Here is a 16502-nt window from a genome sequence, read left to right on the forward strand (position 1 = left end):
TGGACACAACGGAAGGAGTGTCCATGACGCACCAGCGGAAGACTCTCGTGGTCGCCGGTCACGGCATGGTTGGCCATCGGTTCGTGCAGGCCGCGATCGAGCGCGGGCTCACCGAGACCCACGACATCTGGGTGGTCGGCGCGGAGCCCCGCCCGGCGTACGACCGGGTGGCGCTCACCTCCTACTTCGCCGCGGAGAGCGCGGACGCGCTGTCCCTCCTCCCCACCGGGTCGTACGACGACCCGCGGGTGCACCTGTGCCTCGGCACCGAGGTCACCGGGCTCGACGCCGCGACCCGGACCGTGACGCTCTCGGGCGGCCGGGCCCTGGTCTACGACGCGCTGGTGCTGGCCACCGGGGCGGCGCCGTTCGTGCCGCCGGTGCCGGGCCGCGACCTGGACGGCTGCTTCGTCTACCGCACCATCGAGGACCTCGACGCGATCCGGGACGCCTCGCGCACCGCCACGGCCGGCGTGGTGATCGGCGGCGGGCTGCTGGGCCTGGAGGCGGCGAACGCGCTGGTGCAGCTCGGCCTGGAGACCCATGTGGTGGAGATGGCTCCGCGGCTGATGCCGGTGCAGCTCGACCAGGCCGCCGGGCAGACCCTGGTGCGCCACATCGAGAAGCTGGGCGTCACCGTGCACGCGGGGGTCGCCACCGAGGCGATCACCGGCGAGACCTCGGTGTCGGGCCTGTCCCTGGCCGGCGGCGAGGCGATCGAGGCGCAGGTGGTGGTCTTCTCCGCCGGCATCCGCCCGCGCGACCAGCTGGCTCGCGACGCCGGTCTGGAGACCGCCCCGCGCGGCGGCGTGCTGGTCGACGAGCAGTGCCGCAGCAGCGACCCGCACGTCTTCGCGATCGGGGAGTGCGCCGCCCCGGGCGGCACCATGTACGGCCTGGTCGCCCCCGGCTACTCGATGGCCGAGGTGGTCGTGGACGCCCTGCTGGACGGCACCGGCACGTTCCTGGGCGCCGACATGTCCACCAAGCTCAAGCTGCTCGGCGTCGACGTGGCCAGCTTCGGCGACGCCTTCGCGACAGCCGAGGGAGCCCTGGAGCTGGTCTTCGCCGACGCGGTCGCCGGGGTCTACAAGAAGCTGGTGGTCTCCGAGGCCGAGGACGGCTCCTACCGCCTGCTCGGCGGCATCCTGGTCGGCGACGCCTCGGCGTACGGCGTGCTGCGGCCGATGGTCTCCTCCCGGATGGCGCTGCCGGCCAACCCCGAGGAGCTCATCCTGCCGGCCCGCTCCGGCGATGCGGTCCGGCTCGGGCTGCCCGCCGACGCGGTGGTCTGCTCGTGCAACAACGTCACCAAGGCCCAGATCGGCGCCGCGGTGACGTCGGAGGAGGGCGGGCACGCCTGCGCCGACCTGTCCTGCGTGAAGTCCTGCACCAAGGCGGGGAGCACCTGCGGGTCCTGCGTGCCGGTGGTCAAGAACATCATCGAGGAGCACTTCTCCGCGATGGGTCGCGTCGTCGACAAGGGGCTGTGCGAGCACTTCTCGCTGACCCGCCAGGAGCTCTTCGACCTGGTCGCGGTGCACGGCTACCGACGCTTCGACGAGATCGTGGAGGGCCACGGCCGCGGCCGCGGCTGCGAGGTCTGCAAGCCGGTGGTCGCCAGCATCCTGGCCAGCCAGACCAGCACCCACATCCTGGAGCGCGAGACCGCCGGGCTGCAGGACACCAACGACGCCTACCTGGCCAACATCCAGCGCAACGGCACCTACTCGGTGGTCCCGCGGATCCCCGGCGGCGAGATCACCCCGGACAAGCTCATCGTGATCGGGGAGGTGGCACGCGACTTCGAGCTCTACACCAAGATCACCGGCGGCCAGCGGATCGACCTGTTCGGCGCCCGGATCGAGCAGCTGCCGGCCATCTGGAAGCGCCTGGTCGACGCCGGCTTCGAGAGCGGGCACGCCTACGGCAAGTCGCTGCGCACCGTGAAGTCGTGCGTGGGATCGACCTGGTGCCGGTTCGGCGTGCAGGACTCCGTCGGCCTGGCCATCGCCCTGGAGCTGCGCTACCGCGGGCTGCGCTCGCCGCACAAGCTCAAGGGCGGGGTGAGCGGGTGTGCCCGCGAGTGCGCGGAGGCCCGGGGCAAGGACTTCGGGGTGATCGCCACCGACAAGGGGTGGAACCTCTACGTCGGCGGCAACGGCGGCGCCACCCCGGCGCACGCCCAGCTGCTGGCCGGCGACCTCGACACCGAGACGCTGGTGCGCTTCCTGGACCGCTACCTCATGTACTACATCCGCACCGCGGACCGGCTGCAGCGCACCTCGGTCTGGGTGGAGTCCCTGGACGGCGGCCTGGACCGGGTCAGGGCCGTGGTCGTCGACGACGCCCTCGGCCTGGGCGCCGAGCTCGAGGCCGCCATGGCCCGGCACGTCTCGGGCTACGAGGACGAGTGGCGCGCCACCCTGGAGGACCCGGCGAAGCTGTCCCGGTTCGTCTCCTTCGTCAACGCCCCCGGCACCCCCGATCCCACCATCAGCTTCACCCAGGAACGCGGGCAGATCCAGCCGGTGATGGGCGACCCGCCCGAGCCGGTGCTGCTGGGCAGCACGATCCGGGTGGGCCAGTGAGCGGGCAGGAGTGGGAGCCGGTCTGCAAGTTCGGCGACCTGGAGGTCGAGCGCGGCGTCGCGGCCCTGGTGCACGGCCAGGCGGTGGCGATCTTCCGCACCCACCGCGACGACGTGTTCGCCCTCGGCAACCACGACCCGTTCTCCCGGGCCTCGGTCCTGGCGCGCGGCATCGTGGGCAGCCGCGGCGAGGTCGACTTCGTGGCCTCCCCGATGCACAAGCACGCCTTCGACCTGCGCACCGGCCGGTGCCTGGACGACGAGCACGTGTCGGTGTCCTCCTTCGACGTCCGCGTCGAGGACGGGGTGGTGCTGATCGGCCCTCGCCAGGAACGCCGTGCCGCCGGCTGACCGGCCCGCCGGCGGCCCGCTGGAGGGGCTGCGGGTGGGGGTGACCGCCTCCCGCAAGGCCGAGGAGCAGATCACCCTGCTGCGCCGGCGCGGGGCGCTGGTGGACTGGGCGCCGGTGCTGCGCTCGGGGCTGGCCGGGGTGGAGGACGAGGCGCTGCGGGCGGCCACCGTCCGGGTGATGGACGAGCCGGTCGACATGCTGGTGGCCACCACCGGCGTCGGGATGAAGGCCTGGCTGGGAGCGACCGAGCGGTGGGGCACCCGGGCGGCGCTGCTGGCGCACCTCGCGGACGCCGAGATCATCGCCCGCGGGCCCAAGACGGTCGGGGCGCTGCGCTCGGAAGGCCTGCGCGAGCTCTGGTCGCCGAGCTCGGAGTGCTTCGACGACGTCCTGGCGCACCTGCGCGGGCGGGACCTGACCGGCAAGCGGATCGTGGTCCAGGAGCACGGGCAGTCGCTGTCGATGGTGGCGCACGCGCTGCGCCGGCAGGGCGCGGTGGTGCAGGTGGTGACGGTCTACCGGGTGGAGGCCGCCGCGGACCCGGCGCCGACGTTCCGGATGGTCGACCTGATCGCCGACGGCGAGCTGGACGCGGTCACCTTCACCGCGGCGCCGGCGGTCAAGGCGCTGCTCGAGGCGGCGGAGGTCACGGGGCGCCGGGCTGCGATGCTCGAGTCGTTCCGCACCCGGGTGCTGGCCGCGAGCGTGGGACCGGTCACCGCCGCGGCGCTGGCGCAGTGGGCGGTGCCCACGATCTGGCCCGAGCGCTCCCGGCTGGCCGCCCTGGTCACCCTGCTGGAGCACGAGCTGCCGGCCCGCCGCCGGGGCACCAGCCTGGACGTGGCCGGCGGCCACCAGCTGCGGCTGCTCGGCGACAAGGTGCTGCTGGACTCCCGCGAGGTGCGGCTGACCCCGGCTCCGCTGGCGGTGCTCCGGGCCCTGGCCGAGCAGCCCGGCCGGGTCGTCGGGCGGGCCGACCTGCTGGCCGCGCTGCCCTCGGGCACCGCTGGCTCCGAGCACGCGGTGGAGATGGCGGTCGCCCGGCTCCGTCAGGTCGTCGGGGCGCGGGTGGTGCAGACGGTGGTGAAGCGGGGCTACCGGCTCTCGGTGGTCTCCGGGGACTGAGCGCCCCGACCCTGCTCGGCCAGGGCCACCTCGACCAGGTCGACCAGGTGCTCGGTGACCAGCTCGTGGCGCTCCAGGGTGAGCATGTGCCCGGCTCCGGGGGCGACCACCAGGCGGGAGCGGCGCAGGTTCGCAGCCAGCGTCCGGGCGTGGGGGAGCGGGGTGAGCAGGTCCCGGTCGCCCACCAGCACCCGGGTGGGCACCCGGTCGTACGCCGCCAGGGCCGGGATCCGGGCGTGCAGCTGCATGTCGTTGTAGAAGCCCCGCATGGTGGCCGGCGGGCAGTTGATCAGCTGGTCCACCACCAGCCCGGCGTCGCGCGGTCGCAGCGGCTCGCCGAAGAGGAACCGGTTGACCACCGACCGCTCGATGCTCGGCGTACGTCGGCGGGTACGGCGGCTCAGCGCCTTGGCGCGCAGCGCGAGCACCTCGGGCAGCTTGGCCTTGACCCGGGGGCCGAGCTCGGGCAGGCCCAGCGTGACGGTGCCGAGGTCGCCGGAGGAGGTGGAGACGAACACCGCGCCGGCGGTCCGGGCGAGGACGTCGGGGCGCTGCTCGGCCAGGGCCATCAGCGTCATCCCGCCGATGGAGTGGCCGGCCAGCACCAGCGGCCCGCGCGGGGCGTGCAGGTCGATCAGGTCGCCCATGTCCCGAGCCAGGTTGGCCACCGTGCAGGAGGGCTCGGGAGCCGGCCCGGAGCGGCCGTGGCCGCGGTGGTCCCAGGTGAGGATCCGGATGTCGTGGCCGTAGCGGGAGAGCAGGTCGGTGACCTGGTAGTGCCAGTCCTCGGAGTCCGCGGTCCAGCAGTGGGCCAGCACCACGGTGACCGGGGAGCCTGGCCCGGGGCCGGGTCGGGCCCGTGCACCCGGACGTGGAGCTGCAGTCCGTCGAAGGTCTTCATGGCTTCCTCACCTGGTGCTCTCGGAGGTGGCGATCATGTCGTGATCAGCGCGGTGGCGACTGCTGCGACACCCTCGCCCCGGCCGGTCAGTCCCAGACCGTCGGTGGTGGTCGCGGAGATGCTCACCGGCGCCCCCAGGGCCCGGCTCATCGCCTCCTCGGCCTCGGCCCGCCGGGTCCCGACCCGGGGACGGTTGCCGACCACCTGGACCACGACGTTGCCGATCTCGAACCCGGCCGCCCGCAGCCGGGACGCGGTCTCGGCCAGCAGCGCTGCACCGGAGGCGCCGGCCCACTGCGGCTCGGAGGTGCCGAAGTTGCTCCCCAGGTCGCCCAACCCGGCCGCGGAGAGCAGGGCGTCGCAGGCCGCGTGGGCGGCGACGTCGGCGTCGGAGTGTCCCTCCAGACCGTGGGTCTCCTCGGGCCAGTGCAGACCGGCGAGGTGCATGGGCACCCCCTCGACGAGCCGGTGGACGTCGGTGCCGAGGCCAACTCTTGGAAGGGGGGTCACGCACCCGATCATGCCTGAGAGACAATCTGCGCCATGACGTCGTCTCGCCCGTGGGCCCTGGCCGGTGTGGTCGCCGGTATCGGCGGGCTGGCGGCGAGCTATCTGTGCGCCAGCCTGCTCACCATCCGCGAGTCCCCGGTGGTGGCCGTGGCCGAGCTGGTGGTGCGGCTGACGCCCGGACCGGTGGCCGAGCGCGCCATCGACATCCTGGGCAGCAGGGACAAGCCGTTCCTGCTCAGCGCGGTGGTCGTGGTGCTGCTGGGCCTCTTCGCCCTGGCCGGATGGCTGTGGTCGCGAGCCTGGTGGCAGTCGGTGCTGCTGTGGGTCGCGCTGGCCCTGGTCGGCCTGCTCGCCGTGCTCGGCCAGCGCGGTGCCGACGCCACCGACACCATCCCGATCGGCGTGGGGCTGGCGCTGTGGCTGGTCCTGATGCTGGGGCTCGCGGCGCTGCTGAGGCGGGACCAGGCGCAGCTGGCCTCGGAGGGGGCTCCGGGTCGCCGAGCGTTCCTGCTGGCCGCCGGGACGGTGACGCTGGTCGGCGTCGTGCTGGGCAGCCTGGGCCGCATCGTGGGCAACCGCAAGCGCGCCGTGCAGGAGAGCCGGCGACTGCTGCGGATCCCGGGCGTCACCGACCCCGACCCGGGGGGCCGCAACCGCATCGGGGTGCGGGGGGTGCGGCCCTGGCGCACCAGCAACCAGGACTTCTACCTGATCGACACCACCATGGCGGTGCCCGCCATCAACCCCTCCGAGTGGCGGCTGCGGATCCACGGGATGGTGGACCGCGAGCTGGTGCTCACCTACCAGGACCTGCTGGACCGCGGCCTGTCCGAGGCCTGGGTCACGCTCAACTGCGTCTCCAACCCGGTGGGCGGACCGCTCATCGGCAACGCCTGGTGGAGCGGTATCCTGACCGCCGACCTGCTCGCGGAGGTTGGCGTCAGCCCCCGGGCCGACGCGGTGCTGCAGACCTCGGACGACGGCTGGACGTGCAGCACCCCGCTGGAGGCGATGACCGACGGCCGGGGGGCGATGCTGGCGGTGGCGATGAACGGCGAGCCGCTGCCCATCGAGCACGGCTTCCCGGTGCGGACCCTGGTGCCCGGCCTGTACGGCTACGTGTCGGCCTGCAAGTGGGTCGTCGACCTGGAGGTCACCCGCTTCGCCGACGTCACGGCGTTCTGGACCGAGCGGGGCTGGGCGGAGCGGGGACCGGTCAAGCTCTCCTCGCGGGTCGACGTACCGCGCTCGGGGGAGTCGGTCCCGGCGGGGCAGCTCCGGGTGGGCGGCACCGCCTGGCACCAGCAGGTGGGCATCGCCGCCGTCGAGGTCGCGCTCGACGGCGGTCCGTGGATCGGCGCAGACCTGGCTCGGCAGGGCAGCAAGGACACCTGGGTGCAGTGGGCGGCCACGCTCGACGTCGCGCCGGGGGACCACCTGATCCGGGTGCGTGCCACCGGGGAGGACGGTCAGGTGCAGACCGGCGTGCGCACCGACGTGGTGCCCGACGGCGCCACCGGCTGGCACGAGGTGGACTTCACCGCCGAGGAGGCGTGACCCGCTCGCTGGCGTAGAGCCGGAACAGCAGGTACGCCGCGACGGCGCCCAGCAGGTGCCACACCGCGTGGCCCTGGACCCAGGAGCCGGGGTCGCACCAGCCGTGCTGGCCGAGGTTCCAGATGCCGAACGCGACCAGCATCGTGGCCAGCGCGAGCGCGCCCAGGCGCAGCCGGGTGCGGGCGGGCCCGCGGGACCACAGCCGGACCTCGAGCACGACGGCGAGCACCAGGAGCAGCGCGAACGCCACGTTGCCCGGGTGCCGGACGACCGGGACGCCGTCGCCGAGCAGGCCGATCAGCTCGCAGGCCGCCACCAGGGACGCGAACGTCGCCCAGAAGGCGGTGGTGGGCCACTGCCGCCAGCGCAGCAGCGCGTAGGAGGCGGCGAACGAGGCCACCAGGTACATCGAGGTCAGGTCCAGCCAGCCGCCGGCCGCCGACTGGGTGGCGTGCATGGCCGCGCTCGCGGGACCCAGCAGCACCACCAGGCAGGCCATCGCGGTGGCCAGGCCGCGGTGCCGGGGCAGCACGTCGCCGAGCCGGTCGGGGTGCCCCGCTCGGGCGGCGATCAGCAGGCCGGCCAGCACGAAGCCGGCGTTCGAGGCGGCGTTGGCGGGCTGTCGCACCCGGCCGTCGCGGGCGGCCTCGCAGAACTCGTCGCCGCGGCCCACATCCGGGCCCAGCCAGCCGTGCCGCACCGCGAGGGCCAGCAGCACGGCCGAGACCAGCGCCGTCGCGGCAGCGGCGAGCAGGGGGCGGGCGCTACGGCGCGAACCAGCGGTGCTCACGCCCGCGCCGCTCCCACGGCTCAGTCCTCCAGGACGTAGGCGATGCCGCCGGAGCCGCCCAGCCAGGCGTTCTCGAACTGGGCGCGGTCATAGGTGCGGCGCACCGAGGCGTTCGTGGGCGCAGCCGGGTCGTTGACCACCACGTCGCCCTGGGGCGTGAAGCCCACCAGCACCATCAGGTGGCCCGCGGTGGCGCTGATCGGAGCGCCGGTGAGCTGCCCGCGGCCGAACGCGACCGAGACGATCAGCGGCGTGCCGGCCAGGATGTGCGGCTCGGCGGCGGCGAGGTCGGGCAGCCGGGTGACGTGGCTGCTGCGCAGCAGGGTGCCGGCGTAGGCGGTGTTGAAGGCCCAGTTGCCGGTGCCGCGGTAGCCGTGGTCGTAGACCTGCTGCGCGGTCCAGTCCACGATGCCGTCGGCGTGGCCGGCCGGCGTGAAGGCCTGGCCCGCGGCCGGATTGACCCCGTAGTACTGCAGGACCATGGCGGTCGAGGTGGGCGAGCACCAGGCCTCGCCCCCGTTGCCCCACTGCGGGTAGTGCCCGCGGTGGGTCATCTGGGAGTACGTCGGCACGTCGAGCACGGTGCCGGCCGCGACGCCGGCCTTGGAGGCGGGGGTGCCCGCGGTCCGGGGCTGCACGCGGCTGGCCATGGCGCCGACGCGGTCCAGCGAGGGCTGGGCCTTGGACCCGGTGCGGCGCATCAGCTTCACCCGGAGCTGCCAACCGGTCGCGCCGGCGGGGACCTGCAGGGTGTCGGCGTTGACCCGGGCCAGGTCGTCGTCCTGGCCCGACAGGCTGCTGCGCTTGATCCAGCGGCCGGTCGAGCTCCAGCGGGCCATGGTGTCCCACGAGCCGATGGTCTGGGAGGCGGTGCGGACCCGGGCCCGGACCTCGATCCAGCTGTCGCCCGGCGTGGTGGCCTGCCAGGACGGGATCAGCTCGGAGAGGTCGGAGGACTCGGTGACCCAGGGGGAGGTCCAGGTGCCGACGTCGTACCGGCGACCGCTGAAGGTGCGGGTGTTCTTGGGCGACTTCAGCCGCACCGAGCCCTTGGCCACCTTGGTCGCAGCCCGGGTGCCGGAGCGCAGCTGGACCGCGGTGTCGAAGGAGGTGTGGGCCACGAAGGTGGCGCTGCGGCGGGCGCTCGGAGCCGGCTCGTCCGCACCGGCGGGCACCGGCAGCGCCGCGCAGAGCGTCACCGCGACCGCGGCGGCCAGGGGCGGGACGAGGCGGGACAGGCGAGGAAGGGGAGGCACAGTCACGAAGATAGGTCACACCAGCCCCAGGAGTCACCCGAAACCACGGATGCGAACCCGGGCATCGCCCGCCCATAGACTGGGAACCGTGACTCTCCACCTCTACGACACCGCGGCGCGCGACGTGCGCGAGTTCGTCCCCCTCGAGGAGGGCCGGGCGAGCGTCTACGTGTGTGGCCTGACCGTGCAGAGCGAGCCGCACGTCGGCCACGTGCGCTCCGGGGTCAACTTCGACGTGCTGCAGCGCTGGCTGAAGGTGCTCGGCTACGAGGTCACCTTCATCCGCAACACCACCGACATCGACGACAAGATCCTCACCAAGGCCGCCGAGCAGGGCCGGCCCTGGTACAACCTCGCCTACGACATGCACCGCGAGCTGGACCGTGCCTACACGGCCCTCAACGTGGCGCCGCCGACCTACGAGCCGAACGCGACCGGGCACGTGCCCGAGATGATCGAGATGATCACCGCGCTGATCGAGCGCGGCCACGCCTACGCGGCGCAGGACGGGTCCGGCGACGTCTACTTCGACGTCCGCTCCTGGCCGACGTACGGCGAGCTGACCCGGCAGCGCATCGACGACATGGAGGCCGCCGCGGACGCCGACCCCCGCGGCAAGCGGGACCCCCGCGACTTCGCCCTGTGGAAGGGCTGGAAGTCCGAGGTCGAGCCGGTGACCGCGTCGTGGCCCTCGCCCTGGGGCCGGGGTCGACCCGGCTGGCACATCGAGTGCTCGGCGATGGCGGGCAAGTACCTCGGCACCGCCTTCGACATCCACGGCGGCGGCGTCGACCTGCGCTTCCCCCACCACGAGAACGAGCAGGCGCAGTCCCGCGCCGCCGGGCACCCGTTCGCCGGCTACTGGATGCACAACGCGTGGATCACCACCGCCGGCGAGAAGATGAGCAAGTCGCTGGGCAACAGCCTCACCATCCCGGCGGTACTTGGTCGCTACCGCGGCATCGAGCTGCGCTACTACCTGGTGGCGGCGCACTACCGCAGCCACGTCGAGTTCTCCTTCGAGGCCCTGGACGAGGCCGCGGTCGGCTTCCGCCGCATCGAGAACTTCCTGGACCGCGCAGCGGCCGCCGCGCCGGCGGGCGCACAGCCTGGCGCCCAGGACGACGTACGACCTGCGCCCGGGCAGCTCCCCGAGGCGTTCGTCGCGGCGATGAACGACGACCTCGGCACCCCCGCGGCCGTCGCGGTCATCCACGACACTGCCCGCGAGGGCAACAAGCTGCTCGACTCCGGCGAGCTCGAGGGCGCCGGCCAGCGCCGCACCGCGGTGCTGGCGATGCTCGACGTGCTGGGCCTGCATCCGGCCGAGCCCGCCTGGGGCACCGGCGCGGGCGCGGTCACCGAGCAGCTCACGACCGCCGTCGACGTGCTGGTGGCCGGGCTGCTGGAGCAACGCGCCGAGGCGCGCGCGGCCAAGGACTTCGTCACCGCCGACGCCATCCGGGACCGGATCAAGGCCGCCGGCATCGAGATCGAGGACACTCCCTCCGGCCCGTCGTGGTCGCTGGGTCAGACACCAGTAGAGGGAAGCAACTGACATGCCAGGCAACTCACAGCGCAAGGGCGCCATCCGCACCTCCAAGAAGGGCGCCACCGTCGGCTCCGGCGGCAAGCCCAAGCGCGCCCTCGAGGGCCGCGGGCCGACGCCCCGCGCCGAGGAGCGCCCCAACCACAAGGTCTACAAGGAGCGGGCGAAGGAGGAGCGCAAGCAGGCCGCGCGTCCCAAGCGCCAGAGCTCCAGGAGCCAGGGCCCCAAGAGCACCGAGGCGGAGTGGGTCGCGGGGCGCAACAGCGTCCTGGAGGTGCTGCGCGCCGGCATCCCGGTGACCGGCGTCTACATCGCCGAGGGCACCGAGCGCGACGGCCGCCTGCGCGAGGCATTCAAGCTCGCCGCCGAGCTCGGTCTCTCCATGCTCGAGGTCACCCGCAACGAGATGGACCGGATGACCGCCGGCGCCGTCCACCAGGGACTTGCCGCCCGCATGCCGGCCTACGAGTACGCCCACCCGGACGACCTGCTGGAGCGCGCCACGGAGGCCAGCGAGCAGCCGCTGATCGTGGCGCTCGACTCGGTCACCGACCCCCGCAACCTGGGCGCCGTGGTGCGCTCGGCGTCGGGGTTCGGCGCGCACGGCGTGCTGATCCCCGAGCGCCGCGCGGCCGGCATGACCGCCTCGGCGTGGAAGACCTCCGCCGGAGCAGCGGCCCGTACGCCGGTGGCCCAGACGGTCAACCTGGTGCGCCAGCTCAAGGCCTACCAGAGCGCGGGCTGCATGGTGATCGGCCTGAGCGCCGACGGGGACGTCACCCTGCCCGAGCTGACGGGCCCGGAAGGGCTCGCCGACGGGCCGCTGGTGGTCGTGGTGGGCTCGGAGGGCAAGGGGCTCTCCCGCCTGGTGGCCGAGACCTGCGACCAGCTCGTCTCCATCCCGATGGCCAACCAGCTGGAGTCGCTGAACGCCGGGGTGGCGGCCTCGGTGACCCTCTACGCGATCTCGCAGGCCAGGGCCTGAGGTTGCTGGCCTGACCGTGCCCCGGATCCCCACCCCGGTGCTGCTGCGCCGCTCACTGCTGCTCCTCGTCTGGCTGGTGGCGGCGCTGGCGATCGGCACCACCCTGTTCCTCAACAGCAGCCGCACCACCGTGCTCGCCGGACACGACGCGGTGGTGCAGCCGACCCTGGACGGGCACGTGGTGCTGGCCACCGGTCCGGTGCTGCCCGACGTTCGCCTCGCCCTGCCCAGCCAGGTCGGGGTGCGCGTGGTGCTGGGCAAGACCGATGCCACCTCCTCGGAGGAGCTCTTCGAGCGCTACGCGCTGATCGCGGCCAACTCCGAGGCCCAGATCGCCAAGGTGCGTGAGCTGGTGGTGGAGATGGCCCTGGCCTCGGCGCTGCGCGGCGCCGCGGTCGCCGCGATCCCGGTGCTGGGCTTCCTGCTCCTGGGCGCCTCCCGGCGCCGGGACCTGGTCGAGGGCATCCGTGGCCTGCACGCCCGGCCGCTGCTGGGGGCGGGGCTGGCGGTCGCGGTCGTGCTGGCCCTGTGGCAGCCCTGGTTCGGCGACGAGAGCGAGGTGGACCGGACCCGGGCCTGGATGCCGCTGGCGGAGTTCCTGGGCCCCGGCGTACCGGTGCCCGAGGAGGCGCAGGGGCTCGAGGTGCGGGTCGACATCACCAGCTCGAGCACCAAGAGGCTCATCGCCAGTGCCGTGGACACCTACGCCACCAGCCGTGAGTGGTACGCCGCCGCCGCCGAGGCGGCCGGCGAGATCGAGCTGCGCGAGCCCGCGGAGGACGAGACCGTGGTGCTCATGGTCTCCGACCGGCACGACAACGTGGGGATGGACCGGGTGGCCCGCGCGATCGCGGACCGGGCCGGGGCCACCGGGGTCTTCGACGCCGGTGACGACACCTCGACCGGCAAGCCCTGGGAGGCGTTCTCGCTGGACTCCCTCGACGACTCCTTCTCCGACCTGGACCGCTGGGCGGTGACCGGCAACCACGACAACGGGCCCTTCGTGGGGGACTACCTCGGGGAGCTCGGCTGGACCCGGCTGGTCGGCGAGGTCGCCGAGGGTCCGGCGGGCGGCCTCATCCTCGGCGTCGACGACCCCCGCAGCAGCGGGCTCGGCAACTGGCGCGACGAGACCGGGCTCTCCTTCGCGGAGGTGGAGAGCAGGATCGCGGACACCGCCTGCGGCTCCGAGGAGCGGATCGACACGATCCTGGTGCACGACGCCAAGCTCGGGCGGGAGGCCCTGGAGCGCGGCTGCGCCGACCTGGTGGTCGGTGGGCACCTGCACGTGCAGGGCGGACCCACCCGCTACGACGGTCCCGAGGGCGACGTGGGCTACTCGTGGACCAACGGCACCACCGGGGGAGCGGCGTACGCGATCGCGGTCGGGAGCAAGCCTCGGCGCGATGCCGAGGTCACGCTCATCACCTACGACGACACCGGGCGCCCGGTCGGGCTGCAGCTGGTCCGGCTGCGCACGGACGGCAAGTACTTCGTGGGCGACTACCAGGAGCTGAGCTACCCGGGCACCGTCTGACCTGTGGGATGTGACTCACGCCTCGGCATGATCCGCGTCACCCGGGGTACCAGCAGGAACATGGACCCTCGTCGAGCGATCTCCCACGTCACCCGTCGCACGGTGGGCATGGTGACCCACCCTCGGACCACGGCCCGCGAGCTGGTCGGCGACACCATCGGGCTCGGTGTCGGAGCCGCCGGTCAGGTCATCGACGTGGTGGCCAAGGCAGCCTCCCTGATCAGCCCCAGCCCCACCACCGAGCGGGTCAGCTGGCCCGTGGACGTGCCGCGCGCGGTGCCCGACCTGCCCCCGGCGGAGCCCGCCCAGGACGAGCGCAAGGTGCATGGCGACCCGGTGGTGCCCGCGGCGCGCCCGCCCCGGACCGCGGAGCCGATCAAGAAGGCCGCGCCTGCCAAGAAGTCGGCGCCCGCCAAGAAGTCGGCGCCCGCCACGAAGGTCGCGCCCGCCAAGAAGGCCGCGCCCGCCACGAAGGCCGCTGCCAAGAAGACTGCGCCGGCCAAGAAGGCGGCCGGTCGACCGGCCCCGGTGGCCGAGGCCACCCCGCTAGCCGTGGCCAAGGTGGTGGAGAGCAAGCCTGATTCCGAGAAGGTCTCCACCCCCGCGCCGGCGACGCAGACCACCGACGCGCCCGTCTCCGGGGTGGACGCACCCGGTGCCAAGCTCCCCTCGAAGAAGGCCGCCGCGAAGAAGGCTCCGGCACAGCAGGATTCGGCACAGAAGGCGGCCAAGAAGGCTCCCGCCAAGAAGGCCCCGGCACGGAAGGCACAGAAGGCGGCCAAGAAGTCGTCCGGTCCGACCCCGGGGCCTGCGAGAGCTGCGGCCCCCAGCCCCTCGGCACCCTCCGGTGCCACGCGCACCCCCTCCGGGATGCCGGCGGCCGACGAGGTCGTCAACCCCGCCACGGGACTGCCCAACGACATGGTGCAGCCCGACACCGAGCCACTGGTGCAGTCGTCGACCGCCAAGGCGGTGCGCAAGGAGGCGGAGATGCTGGGACGGGCAGCCGCCACCGACAAGTAGCACCTAGACCGGGCTGAGCCCGAGCTGACGCCGGGCCGGCTCCTGTCTGGCGTCAGTCGTCTTCGGAGAGCAGCTTCGCCAGGCGTGCCTGGAGCAGCGGCACCCGGTGGGCGTTGCCGGTCAGCTCGACGTACTGCTGGCCGAAGATGGCCAGCAGGGCGTCGTCGAGCCGGCGCACCGCGCCGGCGGGGTACTTGTAGCCCATGCGCCGGATCACCGCCTCGGGGTCGACCGAGGTGAGCAGGGCGGCCAGCTCGTCGAGTGAGGTGACACCGAGCTCGAGCAGCAGGCCCGCGATCCAGCCGTAGTGGTCGGTGTGCGACCAGCCCGCGTCGGCGTACTGCGCGGCCAGGAACGTGGCCAGCTCCTGTCCGCTGATGCGAGGGTCGCTGGGGTCGCTCTCCGGCTGGCTCTGCGGAGCCGCGGCCTGCAGCCGCGCGCGGATCGCGGAGAACTCCTGGTCGGCGAGCTCCAGCAGTCCCGCCGCGAGGGTGAACCGGCGGTCCAGGTCGGGTGCGTGCTCCTCGGGGACGGTGCCCTTGTAGCGCACGTCGTGCTCGAACTCCGCCCAGGCGTGCTGGAGGACGGTGCGGACCTGGATGGAGGCGCGCATGCCGACGAGCTCCTCGTACGACGGCGGCGCCGGCTCCTCCACGGCCACCAGCAGGTGACGGGAGGCGTAGCCGAAGCGGCCCTCGCTGGCCGTCTCCAGCCCCATGTCACGGTCGTCGAGCACGGCCAGCTGGTCCTCGAAGACCTCGGCCACCGCGGCCACGTCGCTGTGCACGTAGGTGATCACCCGGACACCGATCTGGTCGGTGATCTCGCGCATCGGGTCGGCGTAGAGGGGACGGTCCTCGACCGTGCGCGCGGCCTTGGCCGCGAAGGACGCGACGCTCTTGGTGCGCCCGTCGACGCTCAGGTAGTTGATGCCCGCCTCGTCGAGCAGGTCGGTCACCAGCTGCTGGAACAGCGCCGTGGGACCGTGCAGGCTGGGCTGGAGGGCGGCATAGCTGCGCACCGCTGCCCGCACCGGGGCGTCGCTGGGGGTCGCCGGCGCCGGGAGGGGAGGCGGCTGCTGGGGGTGGGACTGCGAGGACATGGGAACAGCCTGCCCTGTCCACGGATGGCGTGCGGGCCGGGGCAGGGAAATCGGCGCGGAATCCCCGGGAATGGACCGGGACGGCCCCGCGCCCGGCTGCGGTCTAGCGTCGGGGGATGGCACGAGCACGGTTCGAGGGGCACATCGCCGGCGTCGGCACCACCAGCGGCCTGCGCGCGGTGGTGGGGCGCTGGCGCGCATCCCCACTGGGCGCGTTCGCCGACGTGATGGTCGAGACGGCGCAGGGGCACCGGGTGCTGCTCGCGCCCGACGAGTCCACCTCCGCGTTCGTGGCCTCGACCTACGTCTTCGACGAGGTCCGCGTGGAGCCGGTCCAGGTGCGGGACGAGGTCGACCCCGTGCTGGGTCCCCAGTGGCACGTCCAGACGCCGTCCCTGGAGCTGTGGATCGCCATCGGTCGGCGCACCCGGCTGGGTGCCCTGCTGCGGCTGGTGCCCCCTGCGGTGGCCACGGCCCCGGCCTGGTCGGCGGTGACCGATCCGGTCGCCCGGACGCTGCTGCGGGGGGTGCGGACCCGCGGCAGCGCCGGCGGGGGACGCCGGGAGTTCTACGGCGCCACGGACGTGCGCACCGTCACCTCCGCCTCGGGACGCTTCGACGGCGCCCGGCTGGGGTCCCTGGCCCCGGTGGACCCGCCGTGCCGGTTCGGCTTCAGCTCGGCGCCCGCCACGCCGTCCGTGACGGCGGTGGTCACCACGATCGTCACCCCCGGCCGCTGACCAGCCCGGACAGGTCGGCCGGCAACGCCACCAGGGTGTCGTCGCTGGCGAAGTGGACCGGGCCGCAGCAGACCCCCGCCGCGCGGGCGGAGGCCGCCATCGCCGCGGCCCAGCCCCGGTCGTCCGCACCGGGGCCCCCGCCGCCGGGCCGCGAGCGCAGCACCGCGATCCGGCACGGCGGGCCGTCGGCCACCCGGGCCAGGTCGGCCAGGAACTCAGTGAAGGGGGAGAGCGCCTCCGCCTCGGGCGGCCTGACCGCGTCCTCGATCTCGATCACCGGCTGCACCACCCGGTCCTCGTCGTCGATCACCATCAGCCAGATCGAGTGCCGCGTGAAGCCGCTGCCGTGGGTCATGTTGCGCCAGGCGCGCTCGACGGCGGCCCGCGAGGTGAGGGTGTGAGGTGTCATGCGCCGAGCGTGGCGGCAGCCGACCCAGCGGCCCGGTCGTCTCTCCACAGCTGCCTCGGCCGGGGCCGGTCGTCCA

The 16502-nt window shown here is 73.6% G+C and carries 15 protein-coding genes; 9 read left to right on the top strand and 6 right to left on the bottom strand.

Going from position 1 to position 16502, the window contains the following annotated elements:
• The first annotated feature begins 23 nt into the window (after positions 1-23).
• The 3 genes from nirB to C0R66_RS03950 are packed head-to-tail and all read left to right on the top strand — an operon-like array spanning position 24 to position 4067.
• Positions 24-2591 (top strand): nitrite reductase large subunit NirB, encoded by a 2568-nt coding sequence (gene nirB / locus C0R66_RS03940; RefSeq protein WP_101523606.1) that lies wholly within the window; start codon positions 24-26, stop codon positions 2589-2591.
• Complete coding sequence (gene nirD, locus C0R66_RS03945) at positions 2588-2941, top strand: nitrite reductase small subunit NirD (RefSeq protein WP_101523607.1); 354 nt, start codon at positions 2588-2590, stop codon at positions 2939-2941. Before nirB ends, nirD begins: the two co-directional genes overlap by 4 nt.
• Positions 2928-4067 carry a uroporphyrinogen-III synthase gene (locus C0R66_RS03950; RefSeq protein WP_199286807.1) on the top strand — a complete coding sequence of 380 codons (1140 nt, stop codon included), beginning with the start codon at positions 2928-2930 and terminating at the stop codon, positions 4065-4067. The genes nirD and C0R66_RS03950 overlap by 14 nt, the downstream gene beginning before the upstream one ends.
• Here C0R66_RS03950 and C0R66_RS03955 read toward each other — a convergent pair.
• Together C0R66_RS03955 and ispF are read right to left on the bottom strand one after the other, a co-directional pair.
• The gene (locus C0R66_RS03955) at positions 4037-4888 is read right to left on the bottom strand and encodes an alpha/beta fold hydrolase (RefSeq protein WP_101523608.1); all 852 of its coding nucleotides are present in this window, start codon (positions 4886-4888) and stop codon (positions 4037-4039) included. The two genes, C0R66_RS03950 and C0R66_RS03955, sit on opposite strands and share 31 nt — an antisense overlap.
• 113 nt (positions 4889-5001) lie before the next feature.
• A complete protein-coding gene (gene ispF, locus C0R66_RS03960) occupies positions 5002-5490 on the bottom strand; it encodes a 2-C-methyl-D-erythritol 2,4-cyclodiphosphate synthase (RefSeq protein ID WP_101523609.1) in 489 nt (162 codons plus the stop codon).
• Positions 5491-5511: 21 nt separating this feature from the next.
• On the opposite strand from ispF, the gene C0R66_RS03965 reads away from it, so the two are divergent.
• Positions 5512-7035, top strand: coding sequence for a molybdopterin-dependent oxidoreductase (locus tag C0R66_RS03965; protein ID WP_101523610.1), 1524 nt, complete (start codon positions 5512-5514; stop codon positions 7033-7035).
• Here the strand turns inward: C0R66_RS03965 and C0R66_RS03970 are convergent.
• Positions 7016-7825 (bottom strand): ceramidase domain-containing protein, encoded by an 810-nt coding sequence (locus C0R66_RS03970; RefSeq protein WP_101523611.1) that lies wholly within the window; start codon positions 7823-7825, stop codon positions 7016-7018. The two genes, C0R66_RS03965 and C0R66_RS03970, sit on opposite strands and share 20 nt — an antisense overlap.
• Positions 7826-7845: 20 nt before the next feature.
• Positions 7846-9081 carry a peptidase C39 family protein gene (locus C0R66_RS03975; RefSeq protein WP_101523612.1) on the bottom strand — a complete coding sequence of 412 codons (1236 nt, stop codon included), beginning with the start codon at positions 9079-9081 and terminating at the stop codon, positions 7846-7848.
• 88 nt (positions 9082-9169) lie between these two features.
• Between C0R66_RS03975 and cysS the strand changes: the two genes are divergently transcribed.
• Genes cysS through C0R66_RS18925 form a run of 4 tightly spaced genes read left to right on the top strand, consistent with a single transcriptional unit; the run spans position 9170 to position 14175 of the window.
• Entirely contained in the window at positions 9170-10639 is a 1470-nt protein-coding gene (gene cysS, locus C0R66_RS03980; RefSeq protein WP_101523613.1) for a cysteine--tRNA ligase, read from the top strand.
• A 1-nt stretch (position 10640) separates the two neighbouring features.
• A complete protein-coding gene (rlmB, locus tag C0R66_RS03985; RefSeq protein ID WP_101523614.1) occupies positions 10641-11615 on the top strand; it encodes a 23S rRNA (guanosine(2251)-2'-O)-methyltransferase RlmB in 975 nt (324 codons plus the stop codon).
• 16 nt (positions 11616-11631) lie between these two features.
• The gene (locus C0R66_RS03990) at positions 11632-13152 is read left to right on the top strand and encodes a metallophosphoesterase (protein WP_241901561.1); all 1521 of its coding nucleotides are present in this window, start codon (positions 11632-11634) and stop codon (positions 13150-13152) included.
• Between the two features lie 60 nt (positions 13153-13212).
• Complete coding sequence (locus tag C0R66_RS18925; protein WP_199286809.1) at positions 13213-14175, top strand: hypothetical protein; 963 nt, start codon at positions 13213-13215, stop codon at positions 14173-14175.
• A gap of 52 nt (positions 14176-14227) precedes the next feature.
• Here the strand turns inward: C0R66_RS18925 and C0R66_RS04000 are convergent, their stop codons facing one another.
• Positions 14228-15277: a GTP pyrophosphokinase gene (locus C0R66_RS04000; protein WP_114424293.1), complete on the bottom strand. Its 1050-nt coding sequence runs from the start codon at positions 15275-15277 to the stop codon at positions 14228-14230.
• A 116-nt stretch (positions 15278-15393) separates the two neighbouring features.
• Between C0R66_RS04000 and C0R66_RS04005 the strand changes: the two genes are divergently transcribed.
• Positions 15394-16017, top strand: coding sequence for a hypothetical protein (locus C0R66_RS04005; protein ID WP_101526024.1), 624 nt, complete (start codon positions 15394-15396; stop codon positions 16015-16017).
• On the opposite strand, the gene C0R66_RS04010 is transcribed toward C0R66_RS04005, so the two are convergent.
• The gene (locus tag C0R66_RS04010) at positions 16001-16426 is read right to left on the bottom strand and encodes a hypothetical protein (RefSeq protein WP_158647885.1); all 426 of its coding nucleotides are present in this window, start codon (positions 16424-16426) and stop codon (positions 16001-16003) included. The two genes, C0R66_RS04005 and C0R66_RS04010, sit on opposite strands and share 17 nt — an antisense overlap.
• Positions 16427-16502 lie beyond the last annotated feature (76 nt).

It is taken from the genome of Nocardioides houyundeii (assembly GCF_002865585.1).
Taxonomy (GTDB): domain Bacteria; phylum Actinomycetota; class Actinomycetes; order Propionibacteriales; family Nocardioidaceae; genus Nocardioides; species Nocardioides houyundeii.